Consider the following 16,034-nt stretch of genomic DNA (forward strand, 5'->3'; position numbering starts at 1 on the left):
ATGATTAGGAGAATGTTAAAAAGAGATTTCTCTAAAAATAAAATGATAATTATTATTTTATTTATGTTTATCAAGTTATCAAGTTTTTAATGGCTAGTGCTTCAAGTAACGTTATAAATCTATGATCGATTGTTTAAAGTATCAAGCGCACCGCACGTTGTACAGATGCATGCCGGAGAAATAAATCAAAAGTCAATAGATTCATTTGTAGAAAAAACTCCTTTTGTAAAAAAGTAGCAAACGGCAGAGATGATCCAAGTACAAGTAAACGGGTATAACATTTTTATACAAAATAAAAATAAGGCGAACATAATAGTGTAATAGATATCAGTTCCGTGAAACAAAACGCTAATTTTGATTTTTTATTAGATTTAAATAATAAAGTGATACAGATTAGTAAAAGGGAAATAGGTGTACCGATTTATTTTATGCAAAAATACAATTTGCATATTGGAGATGAAATATGGATTATAAAAAATAATATGGAACAAGAATTTACAATATCAGCATGTGTTCGTGATGTTCAAATGAATCCATCAATCGTTAGTTCAAAGCGATTTGTAATAAGCAATGAAGACTTAGAAAGATTAAAACGAAATTTGGGAAAAGAGAATATCTTATTGAATTTCAGTTAACAGATGTAAATTAGATAAATGAATTTGAAGATTTATACCAGTCATCGAACTTACCTCAAAAAGGTCCCTCTATTACTTATCCTCTTTTTAAAACACTTAATTCATTAACTGATGGAAGAATACTATCGGGAAATTAGTGTTATGAAAGCTATCGGCATTACAAGTAAAGATATTCAAAAACTATATGTAACAAAATATGTTGTTATTTCAGCTGGCGGATGTATATGTGGATATATTCTTTCACGATTTGTTACAAAAGTATTCACCTCAAATATCGCTCTTTATATGGGGGCAGGAAAAAGTGATATACGGATAGATTTACAGCAATCTGAAAATATAGAGCAACGATTTAAGGGCGTTATATCAAGAATATAACATGTTAGGTCAAACAAACCTTGATATAACAATGTTTGTTTAACTTGAATTTGTAAAACATTTACATTTTATAAATGCAAGTTATCCAAATCAACGTAATTATAAACATAAACATGATTAACACCAATCGGTTTACGTGACATTCGTATATTTTAAGTCTTTGATAAATAATACAATTTAAATTTTGCAGATCAGTAGAATGAGGAAATATGCTTAGAGTATTAGCGAAACCCAACCCTAATCAATTCTTCATCATTTATTTCAATTACGAATCTATATTCTTTGTCTAATAGCCAGTAATAAAAACTGACTGCATCAACGTCAACTAGTGATTGGAATACTTTATCAAGATTTGTACTTACTACAGGGATTTCATAGTTATCCCATATTATAAAAATCTGTTCGTCAAAATCTAGTTGGTTTGCTCTAATAAGGGAAATTATTTGTTCTTTGTTCGAAGCTATGAATTGGTTATCTATCTGTTCCCAATCTATTCTTCCCGAGACAGTTATAGGAAATGAATTCATAAAAATAGTAGCAATCTGTTGGCTTTTTTCTTGGGAGAAAATGAGAGTTTCGTTTCCTAGGGATTCAAGGCATTCACTAAACAAAGGGTTTGTGTCATTGTTGTTTTTGGTTTTCAGTGCTCTTAACTTTTGTCGCAATTTCCATTGTCTTGACGATCTATCATCCATTTTTAACATTCCTTATACAATTATTTAAGAATGAGTATAGCATATAAGGGAAGTCTTTATGAAAAGGAACTTTTTAAATATAAATTAAATAAAAGCGTTATTTGAAAAAAAGCCTTTTAAGGAAAGATAAGAGGCCATCAAAAAATATAACAACATGAAAATTTTATATTATGTATATACAATTTAAAGAGTTAGTGGAAATAATAAAATGTATAAAATTCTTATAAAAAAGCCCTAAGATTAGGGGATCTAGGGCTTCCTCTGTTGGTATATCTCACACGACATTATAAAAAGAAAAGAACTTAATGAAGGTAACACATGAATGTTTCGTAAATGTATCAAAAAAGTGAACAAAAGCGTTATTTTATTAGAAAAGTATGATTGTATGAAATAACATGTATGAAAGAAGAGGCGTTAGCAAAAATATCCCTTAACGAAATCGGCTTTATTTTTCAGCAAAGTAACCTTCTTAAGTGACTCATGTTGTATAGGTAGCAGAGAAAACAAAAAGAGTTCTTTTTATGGAGGACGGAGAAGTTGTTAGTGAAATACAACTAGGCAAGTTTAGGAATGATGATTTAAAAGCGCGAGAAGAGAAATTGTTAAAATGGTTAGCTGTACTCGGATTTTAAAGACAAAAACTCCTATTGAATATAGGAGTTTTTTCTTTGTTTGAAAGTTCGAAAAGATATATAATAATTTTCTGACTATTAATTTATGGAGGGGTATTAATGAAAACTGAAACGTTACACACACAAGAAGACATTTTAAAAATGCTTGATTCATTATTAAGACCTGCAGAACCATTTTGGAATGAGTTTTATGAGAATAAAGAAAAAGATGTTCCGTTTTTTGAAAATATTCCAGATGAGAATCTAGTTTCGTATATAAAAAAAGAGAGAGTTTCAAAAGGGAAAGTATTAGAACTTGGATGTGGTCCAGGTAGAAATGCCATTTATTTAGCGACTCAAGGATTTGATGTAACAGCAGTGGATTTATCTGTAGAGGGCATTAATTGGGCTAAAGAGAGGGCATTAGAAAAAGGAATAGGAATTCATTTTATTTGTAATTCAATTTTTAATTTAGAGGTTCAAAACGAATTTGATTTTGTATACGATTCGGGCTGTTTGCATCACATTCCACCGCATAGAAGAATAAATTATGTGGATTTAATTAAAAACTCATTAAAATCGGGTGGTTATTTCGGATTAACATGTTTTGCGGCAGGCGATTTAGATGAGCGAAATGGATCAGAAATAACAGATTGGGACGTATATAGAGAATGGAGTCTACAAGGTGGTCTTGCATACTCGGAAGAAAAGTTAAGAGAGATATTTAAAGAATTTGAGGTAATTGAGATTAGAAGGATGAAACAAATGAAACAACCGAATGAAATGTTTGGAGAATCATTTCTTTGGACAGCATTATTTAAGAAGAAATAATAAAGTAGATAATTGACAAACTCATCGTTTTTATAGACAATATATTAATAGGAATATACGTTCGGTTTTTGAGTGACGTATGTTTTACATAAATACATAACAAGGGGCTGTCTCCATATGAGTAACGCAAATCAAAAAATTACTACGTTTTTAATGTTTGAGGGCAAAGCTGAAGAAGCAATGAATTTTTATACGTCGCTATTTGATCAATCGGAAATTGTAAGTATTTCTCGCTACGATGAAAATGGACCTGGTAAAGAGGGAACTGTAATTCATGCAACTTTTACGCTAAATGGCCAAGAGTTTATGTGTATTGATAGTTATGTAAATCATAATTTTACATTCACTCCAGCTATGTCTCTTTATGTAACTTGTGAGACAGAAGAAGAAATTGAAACGGTCTTTCATAAACTAGCGCAGGATGGAGCAATTCTCATGCCTTTAGGTTCTTATCCGTTTAGTAAAAAGTTTGGCTGGTTAAATGATAAGTATGGTGTATCTTGGCAGTTAACTCTTGCGGAATAAAAAAGAAAAAGCATAGCTTATTTGTTTAATGGATTTAGTTAAAAGCTTGAAAAACTAAATAACATAAAAAAGCGTTCCAACTGTCAACAGATTTGGAATGCTTTTTTTGTGTCTTTTTAGAATTTTTAGTAATTATTAGTGTTTATCTGTTAATATAAATATAGACAACTATGTATGAACTATCAGACGGGTTAATAGAAAAAGGAAAGCATAAATAGTTAATAAGTTTACACTTAAAATCCAACTAGATCGTTAGGAGGACTAATCGCAATGGATATTACACAACAAAACAGTAATGCATGGGATAAGAAGGTTGAAGAAGGTTCTAGATACACGCAACCTGTAAGTAGCGAGGTTATTGAGAAAAGCAAATCAGGTGAATGGGAGATTACAGTCACTACGGAAAAATCAGTTCCTAGAGAGTGGTTTCCAAAGTCATTAGATAGATTAAAGATACTTTGCTTAGCATCAGGTGGCGGACAACAAGCACCAGTTCTAGCTGCTGCTGGAGCAGATGTAACAGTTACTGATATATCTAAGAAGCAATTGGAACAAGATGAAAAGGTAGCAAAACGGGATGGTTTGACTTTAAAAACCGTACAAGGAGATATGTCAGACCTTGGTGATTTTGAAGATGATTATTTTGATATTGTTGTAAATCCTGTCTCTAATTTGTTTGTAAAAGATGTTCATCTTGTATGGAATGAAGTTTCTAGGGTTTTAAAGAATAAAGGTATTCTTATTGCTGGATTTACAAATCCGTTACTATGGATCTTTGATGATAACCAAGAACAAAAAGGTATTCTTGATGTTAAACATTCAATTCCTTCATCAACATTGGATTATTTACCAGAGGATGAAGTTCAAGATTACATCGATTCAAATCAAACAATAGAATATGCGCATACTTTAGAAGACCAAATTCAAGGCCAAATTGAAGCTGGTTTTGCTATAACAGGTTTTTATGAGGATGATTTTGGTGGGACAAGGATATTAGATAAGCATATTAAAACATTTATTGCGACAAAAGCTATAAAGTTAAAGATGGATTAAGAATTTTTGCTTGTCATACGGGGCGTTAGTCGAAGAATGCTCTTAAAATAGAAAAGGATGGTGCTTTCCATCCTTTTCCTTATGTATTTTGAGTGTCGAAACTATTCTCAAAACAAGTTTTACACTACCAATTGTATAATTAGGTTATGCTTTTATATTAAGAATTTTGCTGACCAAATCTTTTCCCGAGTTTAGCTAACAATTCAGGTTGATCGCTTTGGCTCATTATAACTTCAATAAAGATAAGTTGATTCTTATAAAAAGTTATATTTGTTAAGACTTCTGCTAATTCTGCTTCATTTTCTACTTTAAATGTTAGACTTTTTTCTTCTGACCCAAATACCATTGATAGTTTATTGTAATTCCACATTTGTATATCATTATAAGGTTGGTTTTGGCCGTGAATGGCACGTTCAACGGTGTATCCGTTGTTATTGATTAAAAATATAATCGGTTTTAAATTTTGACGTAGTATAGTTGATAACTCTTGGGCAGTTACTTGGAAAGAACCATCACCAATAATTAAAATGTTGCGCCGTGCTAAATTGGCGAGCTGTGTACCAAGTAGAGCGGGCAATGTATATCCGATAGATCCCCATAACGGTTGTCCTACATATGCAGTGTTTTTAGGTAGAGGGATAGCAGCACTACCAAAGAAAGGTGTTCCTTGTTCTACAATTAAGATGTCGTTTTCTTGTAAGAAATGGTACATTTGCTGCCAAAAACGTTTTTGTGTGACCATTTGTGCTTTTGGATTGAACTCTTCAGTAAAAGGTGATGGTGCTGAAATAAATGGCTTAATTTCAAGAGTATCTTTATTACGATGCGCAATTGAATCACTTAAATCTTGTAAAACATCCTGCATTACAACTGGACCGTATTTTTTATCTATAATTTTCACAGTGTAGGGATGGATTTCTATAACTTGTTCTTTTGTAAAACCTTGTGTGAAGCCGCCTGTAATAGTATCAGTTAACTTCACACCAATACTAATAATACAATCAGATTCATCAATTCTTTTTCTCAAGTACGGAGAACTTACATCACCAGTATAAATCCCTATAAATTGAGGGTGTTTTTCTGGGAATATTCCTTTTCCCATACTTAACGTCGCGATGGGAAACCCAGTTTTTTCTACAAATTGATGTAAATTTTCTTTAGCGTGAAATCGATCTACTTCAAAATCAGCTAAAATTACAGGTTTTTTGGCGTTATTTATTATTGAAGTGGCATGTAGTAGCATTTTATCCAACGCTTCTTTATTACTTAAAATCGGTTTATATAAAATTGGTTCTGTAGGTTTATTAATTGGTTTATTATACACATCAATCGGCAAATTAATATGAACAGGGCGTTTTTCATTCCAACATGCACGTAAAACACGGTCAATTTCCTCAACTGCATGCTCAGGTGTTACATTTGTTTGTGCCACAGTGATTTCTCGATACATATTGGAAAAGTGGTCGAATTTTCCATCGCCTAACGTATGATGGACGATTGCTCCATTTTCCATTACTTCCGTTGGTGGCGTACCTGTAATTTTTATAACTGGCACGTTTTCCGCATATGAGCCAGCAATACCGTTAATAGCGCTTAATTCTCCAACACCGAAAGTAGTAATAAGAGCGGCGATTCCTTTTATGCGAGCGTACCCATCTGCTGCATATGCAGCATTTAATTCATTACAATTGCCAATCCACTTTAAATTTTTATGTGCTACCACATCATCTAAAAAGGCAAGATTATAATCACCAGGAACCCCAAATATATGTTCAATTCCTAATTCGTGTAGTCTATCCAATAAATATGTACTTACAGTATATTGTTTTTTCAAATGAATCATCTCCTAATTATGCAATGAATGTTTCAATAGACTAAAGAAGTTCTAATGCGTTGATTAAAATATTCATTACTAGATTGTGGTATAATTTACATACAGGGGGAAAGTAGATGACACAACATAAAGAAGAACAGATGAATGAGGCATTAGCATTATTTTATTTTGCATATAAAACATTTACTGAAAAGCCAGATGAAATTATAAAAGAATATGGCATTCAACGAGTACATCATCGAATTTTATTTTTTATCGCACGTTTTCCAGGGATAAGTGTAAATGAGTTATTATCACTATTAGAAATAAGTAAACAAGCTCTCCACGGGCCGCTACGTCAACTTGTGGAAAAGGGCTTAATTGAGAGTAATGAAGCTATGCATGATCGACGTGTGAAACAGTTGTCTTTAACAGAAAAAGGTACAGATTTAGAGAAAAAACTGAGTGATGTACAAAGACAACAAATGGGTGCTATTTTTTCAAAATTTGGTGAATCATGTGAGGACAATTGGCACCAAGTTATGAATGAAATGGCAAATAGCCGATCAGGTTTTGATGCTTGGATATCGAAACGGGAAATACCAGTCGATCAAAAATAATGAAAAAGCTTCTGTTTTTATCGTTTGAAAAAGAACAAATTTTATCCATACATTTGGCAACTATCGATTGGTCATAGAGTGAATGGATAAAAAGATACATTACTAGATACTTTATACGTGTACGTAATGGAACAATAAAATTCACATTTCCGAAAGGGGAATTATAATGATAAAACTTGTACTTATTCGTCACGGACAAAGTTTATGGAATCTTGAAAATCGCTTTACTGGATGGACAGATGTTGATCTATCAGAGAATGGATTAAGTGAAGCGGGAGAAGCAGGAGCAATATTAAAGAAAAACGGATATACTTTTGATGTGGCTTATACATCTGTATTAAAACGCGCAATTCGGACGTTATGGATTGTACTTCATGAGATGGATCTTACTTGGGTCCCAATACATAAATCTTGGAAGCTAAATGAAAGACATTATGGTGCATTGCAAGGGTTGAATAAAGATGAAACTGCTCAAAAATATGGTGAGGAGCAAGTTCATATTTGGAGAAGAAGTGTTGATGTAAGACCACCGGCTCTTATTGAAGACGATCCTCGATATGAAGCGATCGATCCAAGATATAAAACACTCAAAAAAGGTGAATTTCCATTAACTGAATGTTTAGAGGATACGGAGAAGAGAGTACTTGCTTATTGGCATTCAGAAATTGCGCCGACATTAAAAAGTGGTAATAAAGTAATTATTTCATCACACGGTAACACAATTCGCTCGCTAGTAAAATATTTAGACAACCTTTCAAGTGATGGTGTAGTTTCATTAAATATTCCAACTAGCATTCCGCTTGTTTATGAATTAGACGAAAACTTACGTCCGATTCGTCATTATTATTTAAGTATGGATGGAGAAGTACCTGAAGGGGAAATTCCGAAACATATTTCTTTTTAATACAAAAATTTGAAATGAATGCTTGTCTACATATACAATATAGACTCATGGTAAAGTGAAATTTTAATCAGTGGGGTCTTACTGCCCACAAATAGTAGGATAAAAGACGTGGTACCTTCTAATATATATGCGATGTAGCTAATTTTAGAAGCTTGTCCACGTCTTTTGTCATAAAGAGAGCAGCTTGCGCATGTAATGATATCGTGAGTAGTTTTTGAATGGAGGGTGATGTGATTAATGATCTCTAACATTCGAATTGGCTTATTTGTTTTAGCGATTGTCTTTGTAGTCCTTGTTTTCTTTTATTGGAAAAATGAGGAGTTGTACGAGGAGAAAAAGCAACGTATTAGAAAGACTTGGTATGGTTTGTTTATCATATCTGTCACCGTGTATTTCATGATAAAAGGAATCGATTTAACCCTCTGGAAAAATCTTTTAATGTTTACTGCAATGGTTATTTTTGTTGATATTGCGTTCATTTTAACGCCTAATATTTCAGAAATATGGGGTGCGAAATTTAGCGATATTGGCAAGACAGTTCAATCCATAAAACGATCATTAATTGCGTCTAAAGCGAGAGGGGAAATATACACGACAATTATTCAAAATGTTAATCCAGCAGTATTCGGTACGATGGAATGGCATACGGAAGAGGAATATACAAAGAGCTTAAATGCATTTTTAGATTCATATGGGGAAAAGATTGGCGCGAAAATTGTTGTTTTTGAAGCTGCGAAGGAATTAAATACAAACTTTCGTGGTATTCGCTCACAATTTAGTATTATCGTCCCGTTAGAACATATCGAGCAATTGAATGAGCAGAAAGCGGTGCAAGTAGAAAATGTCGGGATTATACCAGCAAAAATAGTAAGTGACGTTTTCATTGTTATTGATGGAAAGAAAAATAACCTGCAAGATCGGGATTTTGAAAATGTATATAATTTAACAATACATCATAGTTATTTTAGTAAATAAGGACAGAATCTTTTTCTGTCCTTTTCTTCTATACATAAATTAAAAACAAAATCCGACAAAGTTGAATAAAATTGGACAATCATTCCTACACTAGCATGTAGAGGTGATTGTAGTGGTAAAAGATTATGACAATGATTTTTTTAAAGAAGATAACGAAGATACAACAGATTTCTCTTTAATAAAAGGGGATACGTTGCAGCAAGTAGAAGAATTAGAAGAAGAATTAAAAAGAAAATCATAAGTGTACACTCTTTTTACATTTGCTATATAATATAAATAAAAGGTTGTATCTTTTTGAAAAGGGGGAGAAGAGATGGCTGAAGTCAATGTACAAAAGTCTTCGTTTTTTAAAGAAAAAAAAGAAGAATCCAATACAGATTTCTCTCTTGTGAAAGGTGCATTAACTCAAAATGTAAATGGATTAGAAAAACTTATAGAGGCGATCCCATATAAGTATATAAAAGAGGGTAATTTAAAAGAGAATGCGTAAAAGCATTCTCTTTTAAATTACATCTTTATGATTTGTTTATCCGTTATTTCTTTTTTTGTTTAAAAATAATTTTATACATATAATATCCAAGAGCTGCAAAAATAAATCCAATAGCAGCACCAACTATTTCTCGCATAAACAATAAGTATAAAGAAGCAATAATTAGGGCAAATAAGATTAAAAGTAGTACATACTTTGAAATAAATTCTAACCCTTTGTACACTAGTAGAATTACACCTGAAAGAACAGTGATGATAGGTAATATCCTATTTTCGAAAAGACCTTCCTTTTTTTTGTTAGAATTCTGATGTTTATTCAATATAAATATACTCCCGTCTTAGAGGATTAATGTTTTATTAGTTTTGCTATTTCATTTTCGAAAAGATTTTTGGTTAAATAGGTTATATCAAAGGAATCATTTATTATATTTTGAGTTAATAGCCATTGAGTGTTTGGTGATTCAATAACAAAGAATCCATTGTCAGAAATAACCTCATTCTTTTCTGTTGTATCTAGACGCATAATAGTGTAAATCGACTGCGTTGTTTTTAAATCCCTTATAAAATTTTCAGCATATAAGGAATTAAATCCATTCTCGATTAACATTGTTTTCCCTTCTTGAATAGACAATGGGAATAACTTTTCGATATTTTGTACGATGTGGTTTGGGAGAGTTCCTACAATGTTACTTTCTTTTTCCTCTTCTTGAAATCCTAGCTGTAATAAATTTTTAGATTCTAAAAATAATCTATCGTCTGAAATCTCTTCGATTTCATGTATAATACCATCTAAACTCTGATATGTAACGTTTGAAGTGTTATCAATATAAATGTTAGCAGTAATCGTTGTTTCGTTTGTAAAATCGACTTTTTGAAGTAATAATGAAAGGTGCGGATTACACATAGTGCTGAATAATTTCTTTATACCCGGTTGTAATTGCATTTCTTTAGTTTGTTGATTAAAGTTTAATAATCCTCTAGCAAATAGGGAATGCGCTGCAGTTAATAATATTTTTTCGACATCTGCTTTCTCTAGTTCATCATAGATAAGACTTAGTAATTCTTTTGCATAAGGTTGATTTTCTATAGAGTTCATTAGAAATGCTAATTCCTCTATGGAAACAATTTGTTTTTTATTCATAGCTCATAAAAAGTCTAATTAGAGACTTTTTTTACCTCATTTCTTCAATTGATTTTTAATTTATTTTAAAAAATTAGTGAAGCTATCTGTAAAACTTGAAATACTCTCTTTAAACTTTTGACGAGGTACAAATTTATCTGCCAATTCATTGAATGCGGTGCCACCAACAGTAGAACCAATAATGCCACCTGCAATTGCACCAACAGCTGTACCAACTGGAGGGAAAATGAATGAGCCAGCTAATGCACCCGCTTCAGCACCCGCTACTCCACCTGCATAAGTTGAAGCTAAATTTCCAACTACCTTTCCTGTAGAATAAACTGTATCCATAGCAATATTAACACCAGCTTGAGAGCCATCATATTTTTTAAAATCACTTTGTATGGCTGATGTTAATGAATTTACTTCACCTAATGTAGTAAGGGTAATGGAAGCTATACCAAAGGGTTTCATATTTTTTATAATATGCTTAGAAATATTAGATTCTTTAATACTATTTTTAGGAAGAGATTTATCTAATTTTCCTAATGATGCAGCGGTTTTTTCTAATGTTGAAAAGTCTTTCAAGGGAATTAATTTATTCCATAATTCTCCCGCCTTACCATTAACCCATTTACGAGTGACGATATCTACTAAATCATTTCTTTTTTTGTTTGGAATAACATTTAATACACCTGCCATTATACCTAATTTAACGGTGGGAGATAATGCGGTCATCAATCCCTTTTTGAGAGAATCGAGTAAACTCCCATTATTTGTGGATAACTCAGCTCCTGTTTCATCATCTACTTTTCTGAATTTTTCGGCTGCCCTTTTTAGTTGAGTTTCAATCTGCTGAAGGTAATGAATATATTTATTCATTACTTGGATAGATTGTTGAAAATCATAATAAAACTTTTCTTTGGTAGAACCATACCAAATTGATTCAAGATATGAGATATCTTTTCGAAGGTTGGTAAATTGTACTTGTGCTTGTTCTTGAGCACTTTTGAATTTTTCGGCTGAACATTCTAATAATTCTGGAGTCACGATAATATTCAATATGGTTAACCTCCTTGTATGAAAAATTATTTTAACCAAAAATATATTAGATGATAATTCCATTAATTTACTACTTAATAATATCAAATATTATTAAGTAGTAGTAGATTAATGTTGTTAATTTTATAATAATTAACAAAAATAAAAAAGAGATAATGTGAGATAGGAGTTGAAGATACAACAGATTTCTCTTTAATAAAAGGGGATACGTTGCAGCAAGTAGAAGAATTAGAAGAAGAATTAAAAAGAAAATCATAAGTGTACACTCTTTCTACATTTGCTATATAATATAAATAAAAGGTTGTATCTTTTTGAAAAGGGGGAGAAGAGATGGCTGAAGTCAATGTACAAAAGTCTTCGTTTTTTAAAGAAAAAAAAGAAGAATCCAATACAGATTTCTCTCTTGTGAAAGGTGCATTAACGGAGAATATAAATCGGTTAGAGAAACTGATGAATAATAGTAGTTCAAAATATATACAGGTGAAAAGAAAAAAAGAAAATGCATAGAGCATTTTCTTTTGTTTTTTTATTTAATAGTAAACTTTTCTCTTATTTTTTCAGGCAAATCTGCTTTCTGAATCTCTTCATAGGACTTTACTTCAATTGATGATATTTCATTTTTATTATTATCATCTTGATCTACATAAAGGCGTAAAAACGCGTCTGCATTTAATTTATGATTGTTTTCTTTTTTTGTACTTCTAAATGTAATTTGTTTTTTGACGCCATCTTCATCATATGCGGGCAGCGTATAGTTTCGTAAGTTTCTACCATCTACCTTTTCGATAGTTCCTTCGCCTTTTATCTGCATGTAATATACATCTTTGCCAATTCTATTTAGTGACGCTCTCTCACAGCCAATAGTAAAACTAGAAAATAATAAACATAGTGTAATAATTGCTAAAAACTTTTTCATTTTCTTTATCTCCTTTAATGTGTTTCTTTAAAAAGTATACGGCTATTATTAAATGAGAAAAATCGATATAGATTACAATGCCCTTACAATGTTGTAAGAGTGTTTTACATAAAATGAACAATAAAAGTTAAAAGAAAGGTAAAATAATGAATCATGGTATAATGATAAAAGACTTACATACTATTTTTTCATTTTGAAAGGAGCTTGAAAAATGTATTCTACTTTAGAACAATTAACAAAGCACCCTGTATTTTATCATTTTGCAGAAATTTCAAAGATTCCTAGAGGATCAGGTAATGAAAAGGAAATTAGTGATTATTTAGTGGGCTTTGCAAAAGAGCGTAACTTAGAAGTCATTCAAGATGAAGCATTAAATGTCATTATTAAAAAAGAAGCAACAGCTGGTTATGAAAACGTACCAGCTATTATTATTCAAGGTCATATGGATATGGTTTGCGAAAAAAATCAAGCAACAGTACATGATTTTGAAAAAGATCCAATTGAATTAAGAATCATTGGGGATATGTTATATGCAAATCAAACAACTTTAGGTGCTGATAATGGTATTGCAGTTGCGTATGCATTAGCTTTATTAGATTCAAAAGAAATTACGCATCCAGCACTTGAAGTCGTTATCACTACTGAAGAAGAAACGACAATGGGCGGGGCTTTTGCTATTGATCCAAATCATTTTGAAGGAAAGATATTTATAAATATTGATTCTGAAGAAGATCATAAATTACTTGTAAGTAGTGCAGGTGGTGCGAAAGCTGTTGAAACAATTCCCGTAATTTGGGATGAAACGCCAGCGAATATGGATGCATACCGTCTATATGTTGGTGGTCTAAAAGGCGGACATTCTGGTATGGAAATTGATAAACAACGCGGTAATGCGAACAAAGTATTAGGACGAGTATTACGTGATTTATCAGCACATACGGAGTTTAACATAAGTGAAGTTCACGGCGGATTAAAAACGAATGCAATTCCGCGTGAAAGTGTAGCTACAATTTTAATTCGTACAGAAGATGTAGGACAAGTAGAAGAAAAACTAGAATCATGGACACGTGTATTACAAGAAGAAATGCGTGCTGTTGATCCAGATGTTCATGTTACACTGACAAAATTGGATGAAAAAGTTGAAAAAGTATTCGCTAAAGAGACACAAAAGCAGCTTATTTCATCATTATTCTTAATTCCAAATGGCATTCAAAGTATGAGCATGGATATTAAAGGTCTTGTAGAAAGCTCAACAAATTTAGGCGTTATTGAAACGTTGCAAGATGAAATTAAATTACGTAACGAAGTGCGAAGTTCTGTAAGTAGTTTAAAACAACATGTTGCAGAAGAAATCAAATATATTGCTGAATTAGTTGGTGCTACATTTGAAATAGAGTCAGAGTATCCAGAATGGCCATACAATCCAAACTCACAAATTCGTAATTTATTTGAAAAAGTGCATCAAGAAAAATACAATAAAGAAATTGAAATCTTCGCTGTGCATGCGGGGATTGAGTGTAGCGCATTCGTTCAAAAAATGCCTGAATTAGATGCAATTTCATTCGGACCAGACATTTTTAACGTCCACACTCCAGATGAACATATCAGTATCTCTTCTGTAGTGAATAACTGGGGATTCTTCATTGATTTAATGAAGGGTACAAAAGAATTAGCTAAGTAATAACGACGAAATAAAAAGGAGCCTATAAAAATTTATAGGCTCCTTTTTTGTATTGGAATTTATCCCGCTATTTGCAGAGCAGCCCGATTGGTTTAACTAACAATCAGTGGGGGATGAATAAAACCACTACTGATCAAAGTTTCACTTTATGAGAAGTCATTTTTCGTTAGTATGTAATATTAAGCTTGAACAATTAATAAGGATGAATTGTTGATGTTTTTTAGTACTGATGAAGGGGTGGAGAAATGAAGGGAAGAAAGCATTTTATTGTTTGTATGTTTTTATTGTTCTTCACATTTAGTTTTATTGGTGTTCAGAAAATAATAGCAGAGGAAGTTGAATTTACAGGAACAACAGCTCCATTGAATGTAAATGTTAGAGAGGCAAAAAGTTTGAATGCAAATATTGTAGATGTGATTCCCGGAAATACAAAAGTATCTTTTAAAGGATGGGAGTATGGTGAAGCGGTTAAAGATTACTGGACAGGAAATTTAGATAATCGTTGGTTTTATTATTTTAAAGATGGAAAAAAAGTATATGTAACGTCAGCGTATATTAATGGAAATCCTCCAAATACATCAATAGATCGTAAATTATCTGTACCTAACATATTACAAGAAAGATCAAATTGGTGTTGGGCAGGCACTTCGGTTTCAGTTTTAAATTATTTTGGGAAAACTCCTTCACAAGATCAGTACGTTAGGTATGTTAAGGGTGGATCATATAATAATCCTGCAACTTCACGTGAAATACAATATGGATTATCGGGATATGGTGTTAGCTCAGCTATAAGTTCTGGAGCAAAATCGTATGATTGGTTCAAAAGTCAAATTAATAGTAATCAGCCGATGATTGCACTCATTATGTGGCAAAATGGAGCTAACATCGGACACTTTCTAGTACTTGATGGATTTTATAAAGGGACAAATGGAACAGATTATATAACGTACATGGACCCTTGGTATGGTGATCATTATAATCATAATTTCAGTACGTTCCATAACAATAATAATTTTTGGTGGAGTGAAACTGTTTATAATATCCATGCAAACTAATAATATTAAAAGCGGGGGTTCATAAATGGGAAAACTACTTAAGCTTGTGATACCGTGCATGTGTTTAATGACCGTTATTATTTTCGCTAGTAAAATTAGTTATGCATCAAAAAATAAAAGTGAATCGGTACAATCGATCGCATTAAAAGATTATCAATATAGTAAGGGAAGTTCTTCTGAAAATTTAAGCTTTGAAAAAATAACAACATCTCCATTTTCGTTACCAATCTATGAAACAATTCCAGCACAGCAAATTTTAAATAGCTCTGAATTTAAGCATTTACTATTACCAACAAATGAAAAGTTGTGGTTTATTATGAAGGGTGAGCAGCCAGAAGGACTAATTGTTGCGAATGATATTGAACCGATTCGAACGGGCGGAGAAAATAGAAGTAAAGATTTATATGGATTATATACAGCAATAAAGAATAATACAAATGAAACAAAAGATATTAGTTATTTCGAATTTGAAGGACAAGGAATATTGGTAGTAAATCAAAATAATGATCAAGAAATATACCTTAGTAAAGGTGCCGCTGCCATATTAAAACTTCCTGCTGGTCAAAAAGTATTGAGCAGTGAAGTATTACAGAAAATGAAAGAGAGAATTGTAACTGCTTTTGAATAGTTAAATATAAACTGAATAAACAAATCAATAAATAAATGAATATGTA

18 protein-coding genes and 2 pseudogenes are annotated in these 16,034 nt (G+C 31.9%); 14 read left to right on the top strand and 6 right to left on the bottom strand.

The genetic code is table 11. The features are described from left to right. Positions 1-944: pseudogene (locus ATL10_RS31755) on the top strand (ABC transporter permease); the annotation flags it as partial. 287 nt (positions 945-1,231) lie between these two features. Here ATL10_RS31755 and ATL10_RS06170 read toward each other — a convergent pair. Further along, entirely contained in the window at positions 1,232-1,705 is a 474-nt protein-coding gene (locus ATL10_RS06170; RefSeq protein WP_142669939.1) for a CDI toxin immunity protein, read from the bottom strand. Positions 1,706-2,196: 491 nt separating this feature from the next. On the opposite strand from ATL10_RS06170, the pseudogene ATL10_RS32300 reads away from it, so the two are divergent. The 4 genes and pseudogenes from ATL10_RS32300 to ATL10_RS06190 all read left to right on the top strand — a co-directional run. Next, positions 2,197-2,337 (top strand): annotated as a pseudogene (locus tag ATL10_RS32300) (ABC transporter ATP-binding protein); the annotation flags it as partial. Between the two features lie 99 nt (positions 2,338-2,436). Further along, entirely contained in the window at positions 2,437-3,147 is a 711-nt protein-coding gene (locus ATL10_RS06180; protein ID WP_110496586.1) for a class I SAM-dependent methyltransferase, read from the top strand. 117 nt (positions 3,148-3,264) lie between these two features. Further along, positions 3,265-3,672 (top strand): VOC family protein, encoded by a 408-nt coding sequence (locus ATL10_RS06185; protein ID WP_000063589.1) that lies wholly within the window; start codon positions 3,265-3,267, stop codon positions 3,670-3,672. Positions 3,673-3,942: 270 nt separating this feature from the next. Continuing rightward, a complete protein-coding gene (locus ATL10_RS06190) occupies positions 3,943-4,725 on the top strand; it encodes a class I SAM-dependent methyltransferase (RefSeq protein ID WP_110496588.1) in 783 nt (260 codons plus the stop codon). A 157-nt stretch (positions 4,726-4,882) separates the two neighbouring features. Here ATL10_RS06190 and ATL10_RS06195 read toward each other — a convergent pair whose 3' ends face one another. Then, the gene (locus tag ATL10_RS06195; RefSeq protein WP_110496590.1) at positions 4,883-6,568 is read right to left on the bottom strand and encodes an alpha-keto acid decarboxylase family protein; all 1,686 of its coding nucleotides are present in this window, start codon (positions 6,566-6,568) and stop codon (positions 4,883-4,885) included. 107 nt (positions 6,569-6,675) lie between these two features. Here ATL10_RS06195 and ATL10_RS06200 point away from each other — a divergent pair, with 107 nt between their 5' ends. The 5 genes from ATL10_RS06200 (at position 6,676) to spoIISB (ATL10_RS31130) (ending at position 9,527) form a co-directional block, all read left to right on the top strand. Next, complete coding sequence (locus tag ATL10_RS06200; RefSeq protein ID WP_000191888.1) at positions 6,676-7,158, top strand: MarR family winged helix-turn-helix transcriptional regulator; 483 nt, start codon at positions 6,676-6,678, stop codon at positions 7,156-7,158. Positions 7,159-7,324: 166 nt separating this feature from the next. After that, positions 7,325-8,062, top strand: a complete 738-nt coding sequence (gene gpmA / locus ATL10_RS06205) for a 2,3-diphosphoglycerate-dependent phosphoglycerate mutase (RefSeq protein ID WP_098289801.1) — start codon at positions 7,325-7,327, stop codon at positions 8,060-8,062. A gap of 237 nt (positions 8,063-8,299) precedes the next feature. Beyond that, entirely contained in the window at positions 8,300-9,037 is a 738-nt protein-coding gene (locus ATL10_RS06215; RefSeq protein ID WP_000624977.1) for a type II toxin-antitoxin system SpoIISA family toxin, read from the top strand. A 112-nt stretch (positions 9,038-9,149) separates the two neighbouring features. Further along, positions 9,150-9,278 (top strand): hypothetical protein, encoded by a 129-nt coding sequence (locus tag ATL10_RS06220; protein WP_000237818.1) that lies wholly within the window; start codon positions 9,150-9,152, stop codon positions 9,276-9,278. A 72-nt stretch (positions 9,279-9,350) separates the two neighbouring features. Then, positions 9,351-9,527: a stage II sporulation protein SB gene (gene spoIISB, locus ATL10_RS31130; protein WP_090976585.1), complete on the top strand. Its 177-nt coding sequence runs from the start codon at positions 9,351-9,353 to the stop codon at positions 9,525-9,527. A gap of 43 nt (positions 9,528-9,570) precedes the next feature. Here the strand turns inward: spoIISB (ATL10_RS31130) and ATL10_RS06230 are convergent, their stop codons facing one another. From ATL10_RS06230 to ATL10_RS06240, 3 genes are read right to left on the bottom strand one after another with little or no spacing between them, the layout of a single operon-like run. Continuing rightward, entirely contained in the window at positions 9,571-9,846 is a 276-nt protein-coding gene (locus ATL10_RS06230) for a hypothetical protein (protein WP_063547286.1), read from the bottom strand. A gap of 26 nt (positions 9,847-9,872) precedes the next feature. Continuing rightward, positions 9,873-10,667 (bottom strand): hypothetical protein, encoded by a 795-nt coding sequence (locus ATL10_RS31135; RefSeq protein ID WP_176518896.1) that lies wholly within the window; start codon positions 10,665-10,667, stop codon positions 9,873-9,875. 60 nt (positions 10,668-10,727) lie between these two features. Then, on the bottom strand, positions 10,728-11,708 hold the full coding sequence (locus tag ATL10_RS06240; protein ID WP_090976589.1) for a WXG100 family type VII secretion target: 981 nt from the start codon (positions 11,706-11,708) through the stop codon (positions 10,728-10,730). 330 nt (positions 11,709-12,038) lie between these two features. Here ATL10_RS06240 and spoIISB (ATL10_RS06245) point away from each other — a divergent pair, with 330 nt between their 5' ends. Next, the gene (gene spoIISB, locus ATL10_RS06245) at positions 12,039-12,215 is read left to right on the top strand and encodes a stage II sporulation protein SB (protein ID WP_088024060.1); all 177 of its coding nucleotides are present in this window, start codon (positions 12,039-12,041) and stop codon (positions 12,213-12,215) included. Between the two features lie 19 nt (positions 12,216-12,234). On the opposite strand, the gene ATL10_RS06250 is transcribed toward spoIISB (ATL10_RS06245), so the two are convergent. Further along, the gene (locus ATL10_RS06250; protein ID WP_000713869.1) at positions 12,235-12,624 is read right to left on the bottom strand and encodes a YxeA family protein; all 390 of its coding nucleotides are present in this window, start codon (positions 12,622-12,624) and stop codon (positions 12,235-12,237) included. Positions 12,625-12,835: 211 nt separating this feature from the next. Between ATL10_RS06250 and pepD the strand changes: the two genes are divergently transcribed. From pepD to ATL10_RS06265, 3 genes are all read left to right on the top strand, one after another. Continuing rightward, positions 12,836-14,305 carry a beta-Ala-His dipeptidase gene (gene pepD, locus ATL10_RS06255; RefSeq protein WP_110496592.1) on the top strand — a complete coding sequence of 490 codons (1,470 nt, stop codon included), beginning with the start codon at positions 12,836-12,838 and terminating at the stop codon, positions 14,303-14,305. Positions 14,306-14,550: 245 nt separating this feature from the next. Then, the gene (locus ATL10_RS06260) at positions 14,551-15,360 is read left to right on the top strand and encodes a papain-like cysteine protease family protein (protein WP_086404181.1); all 810 of its coding nucleotides are present in this window, start codon (positions 14,551-14,553) and stop codon (positions 15,358-15,360) included. 25 nt (positions 15,361-15,385) lie between these two features. Beyond that, a complete protein-coding gene (locus ATL10_RS06265; RefSeq protein WP_071729953.1) occupies positions 15,386-15,988 on the top strand; it encodes a hypothetical protein in 603 nt (200 codons plus the stop codon). The last annotated feature ends 46 nt before the right edge of the window (positions 15,989-16,034 follow it).

Origin of the sequence: Bacillus sp. 196mf (assembly GCF_003217275.1) — a bacterium.
In the GTDB taxonomy this organism is placed as follows: Bacteria; Bacillota; Bacilli; order Bacillales; family Bacillaceae_G; genus Bacillus_A; species Bacillus_A thuringiensis_S.

Coding starts and splice junctions, on each gene's coding strand:
- ATL10_RS06170 (WP_142669939.1), bottom strand. CDS start 1,705: ATGGATGATAGATCGTCAAGACAATGGAAATTGCGACAAAAGTTAAGA.
- ATL10_RS06180 (WP_110496586.1), top strand. CDS start 2,437: ATGAAAACTGAAACGTTACACACACAAGAAGACATTTTAAAAATGCTT.
- ATL10_RS06185 (WP_000063589.1), top strand. CDS start 3,265: ATGAGTAACGCAAATCAAAAAATTACTACGTTTTTAATGTTTGAGGGC.
- ATL10_RS06190 (WP_110496588.1), top strand. CDS start 3,943: ATGGATATTACACAACAAAACAGTAATGCATGGGATAAGAAGGTTGAA.
- ATL10_RS06195 (WP_110496590.1), bottom strand. CDS start 6,568: ATGATTCATTTGAAAAAACAATATACTGTAAGTACATATTTATTGGAT.
- ATL10_RS06200 (WP_000191888.1), top strand. CDS start 6,676: ATGACACAACATAAAGAAGAACAGATGAATGAGGCATTAGCATTATTT.
- gpmA (WP_098289801.1), top strand. CDS start 7,325: ATGATAAAACTTGTACTTATTCGTCACGGACAAAGTTTATGGAATCTT.
- ATL10_RS06215 (WP_000624977.1), top strand. CDS start 8,300: ATGATCTCTAACATTCGAATTGGCTTATTTGTTTTAGCGATTGTCTTT.
- spoIISB (WP_090976585.1), top strand. CDS start 9,351: ATGGCTGAAGTCAATGTACAAAAGTCTTCGTTTTTTAAAGAAAAAAAA.
- ATL10_RS31135 (WP_176518896.1), bottom strand. CDS start 10,667: ATGAATAAAAAACAAATTGTTTCCATAGAGGAATTAGCATTTCTAATG.
- spoIISB (WP_088024060.1), top strand. CDS start 12,039: ATGGCTGAAGTCAATGTACAAAAGTCTTCGTTTTTTAAAGAAAAAAAA.
- ATL10_RS06250 (WP_000713869.1), bottom strand. CDS start 12,624: ATGAAAAAGTTTTTAGCAATTATTACACTATGTTTATTATTTTCTAGT.
- pepD (WP_110496592.1), top strand. CDS start 12,836: ATGTATTCTACTTTAGAACAATTAACAAAGCACCCTGTATTTTATCAT.
- ATL10_RS06260 (WP_086404181.1), top strand. CDS start 14,551: ATGAAGGGAAGAAAGCATTTTATTGTTTGTATGTTTTTATTGTTCTTC.
- ATL10_RS06265 (WP_071729953.1), top strand. CDS start 15,386: ATGGGAAAACTACTTAAGCTTGTGATACCGTGCATGTGTTTAATGACC.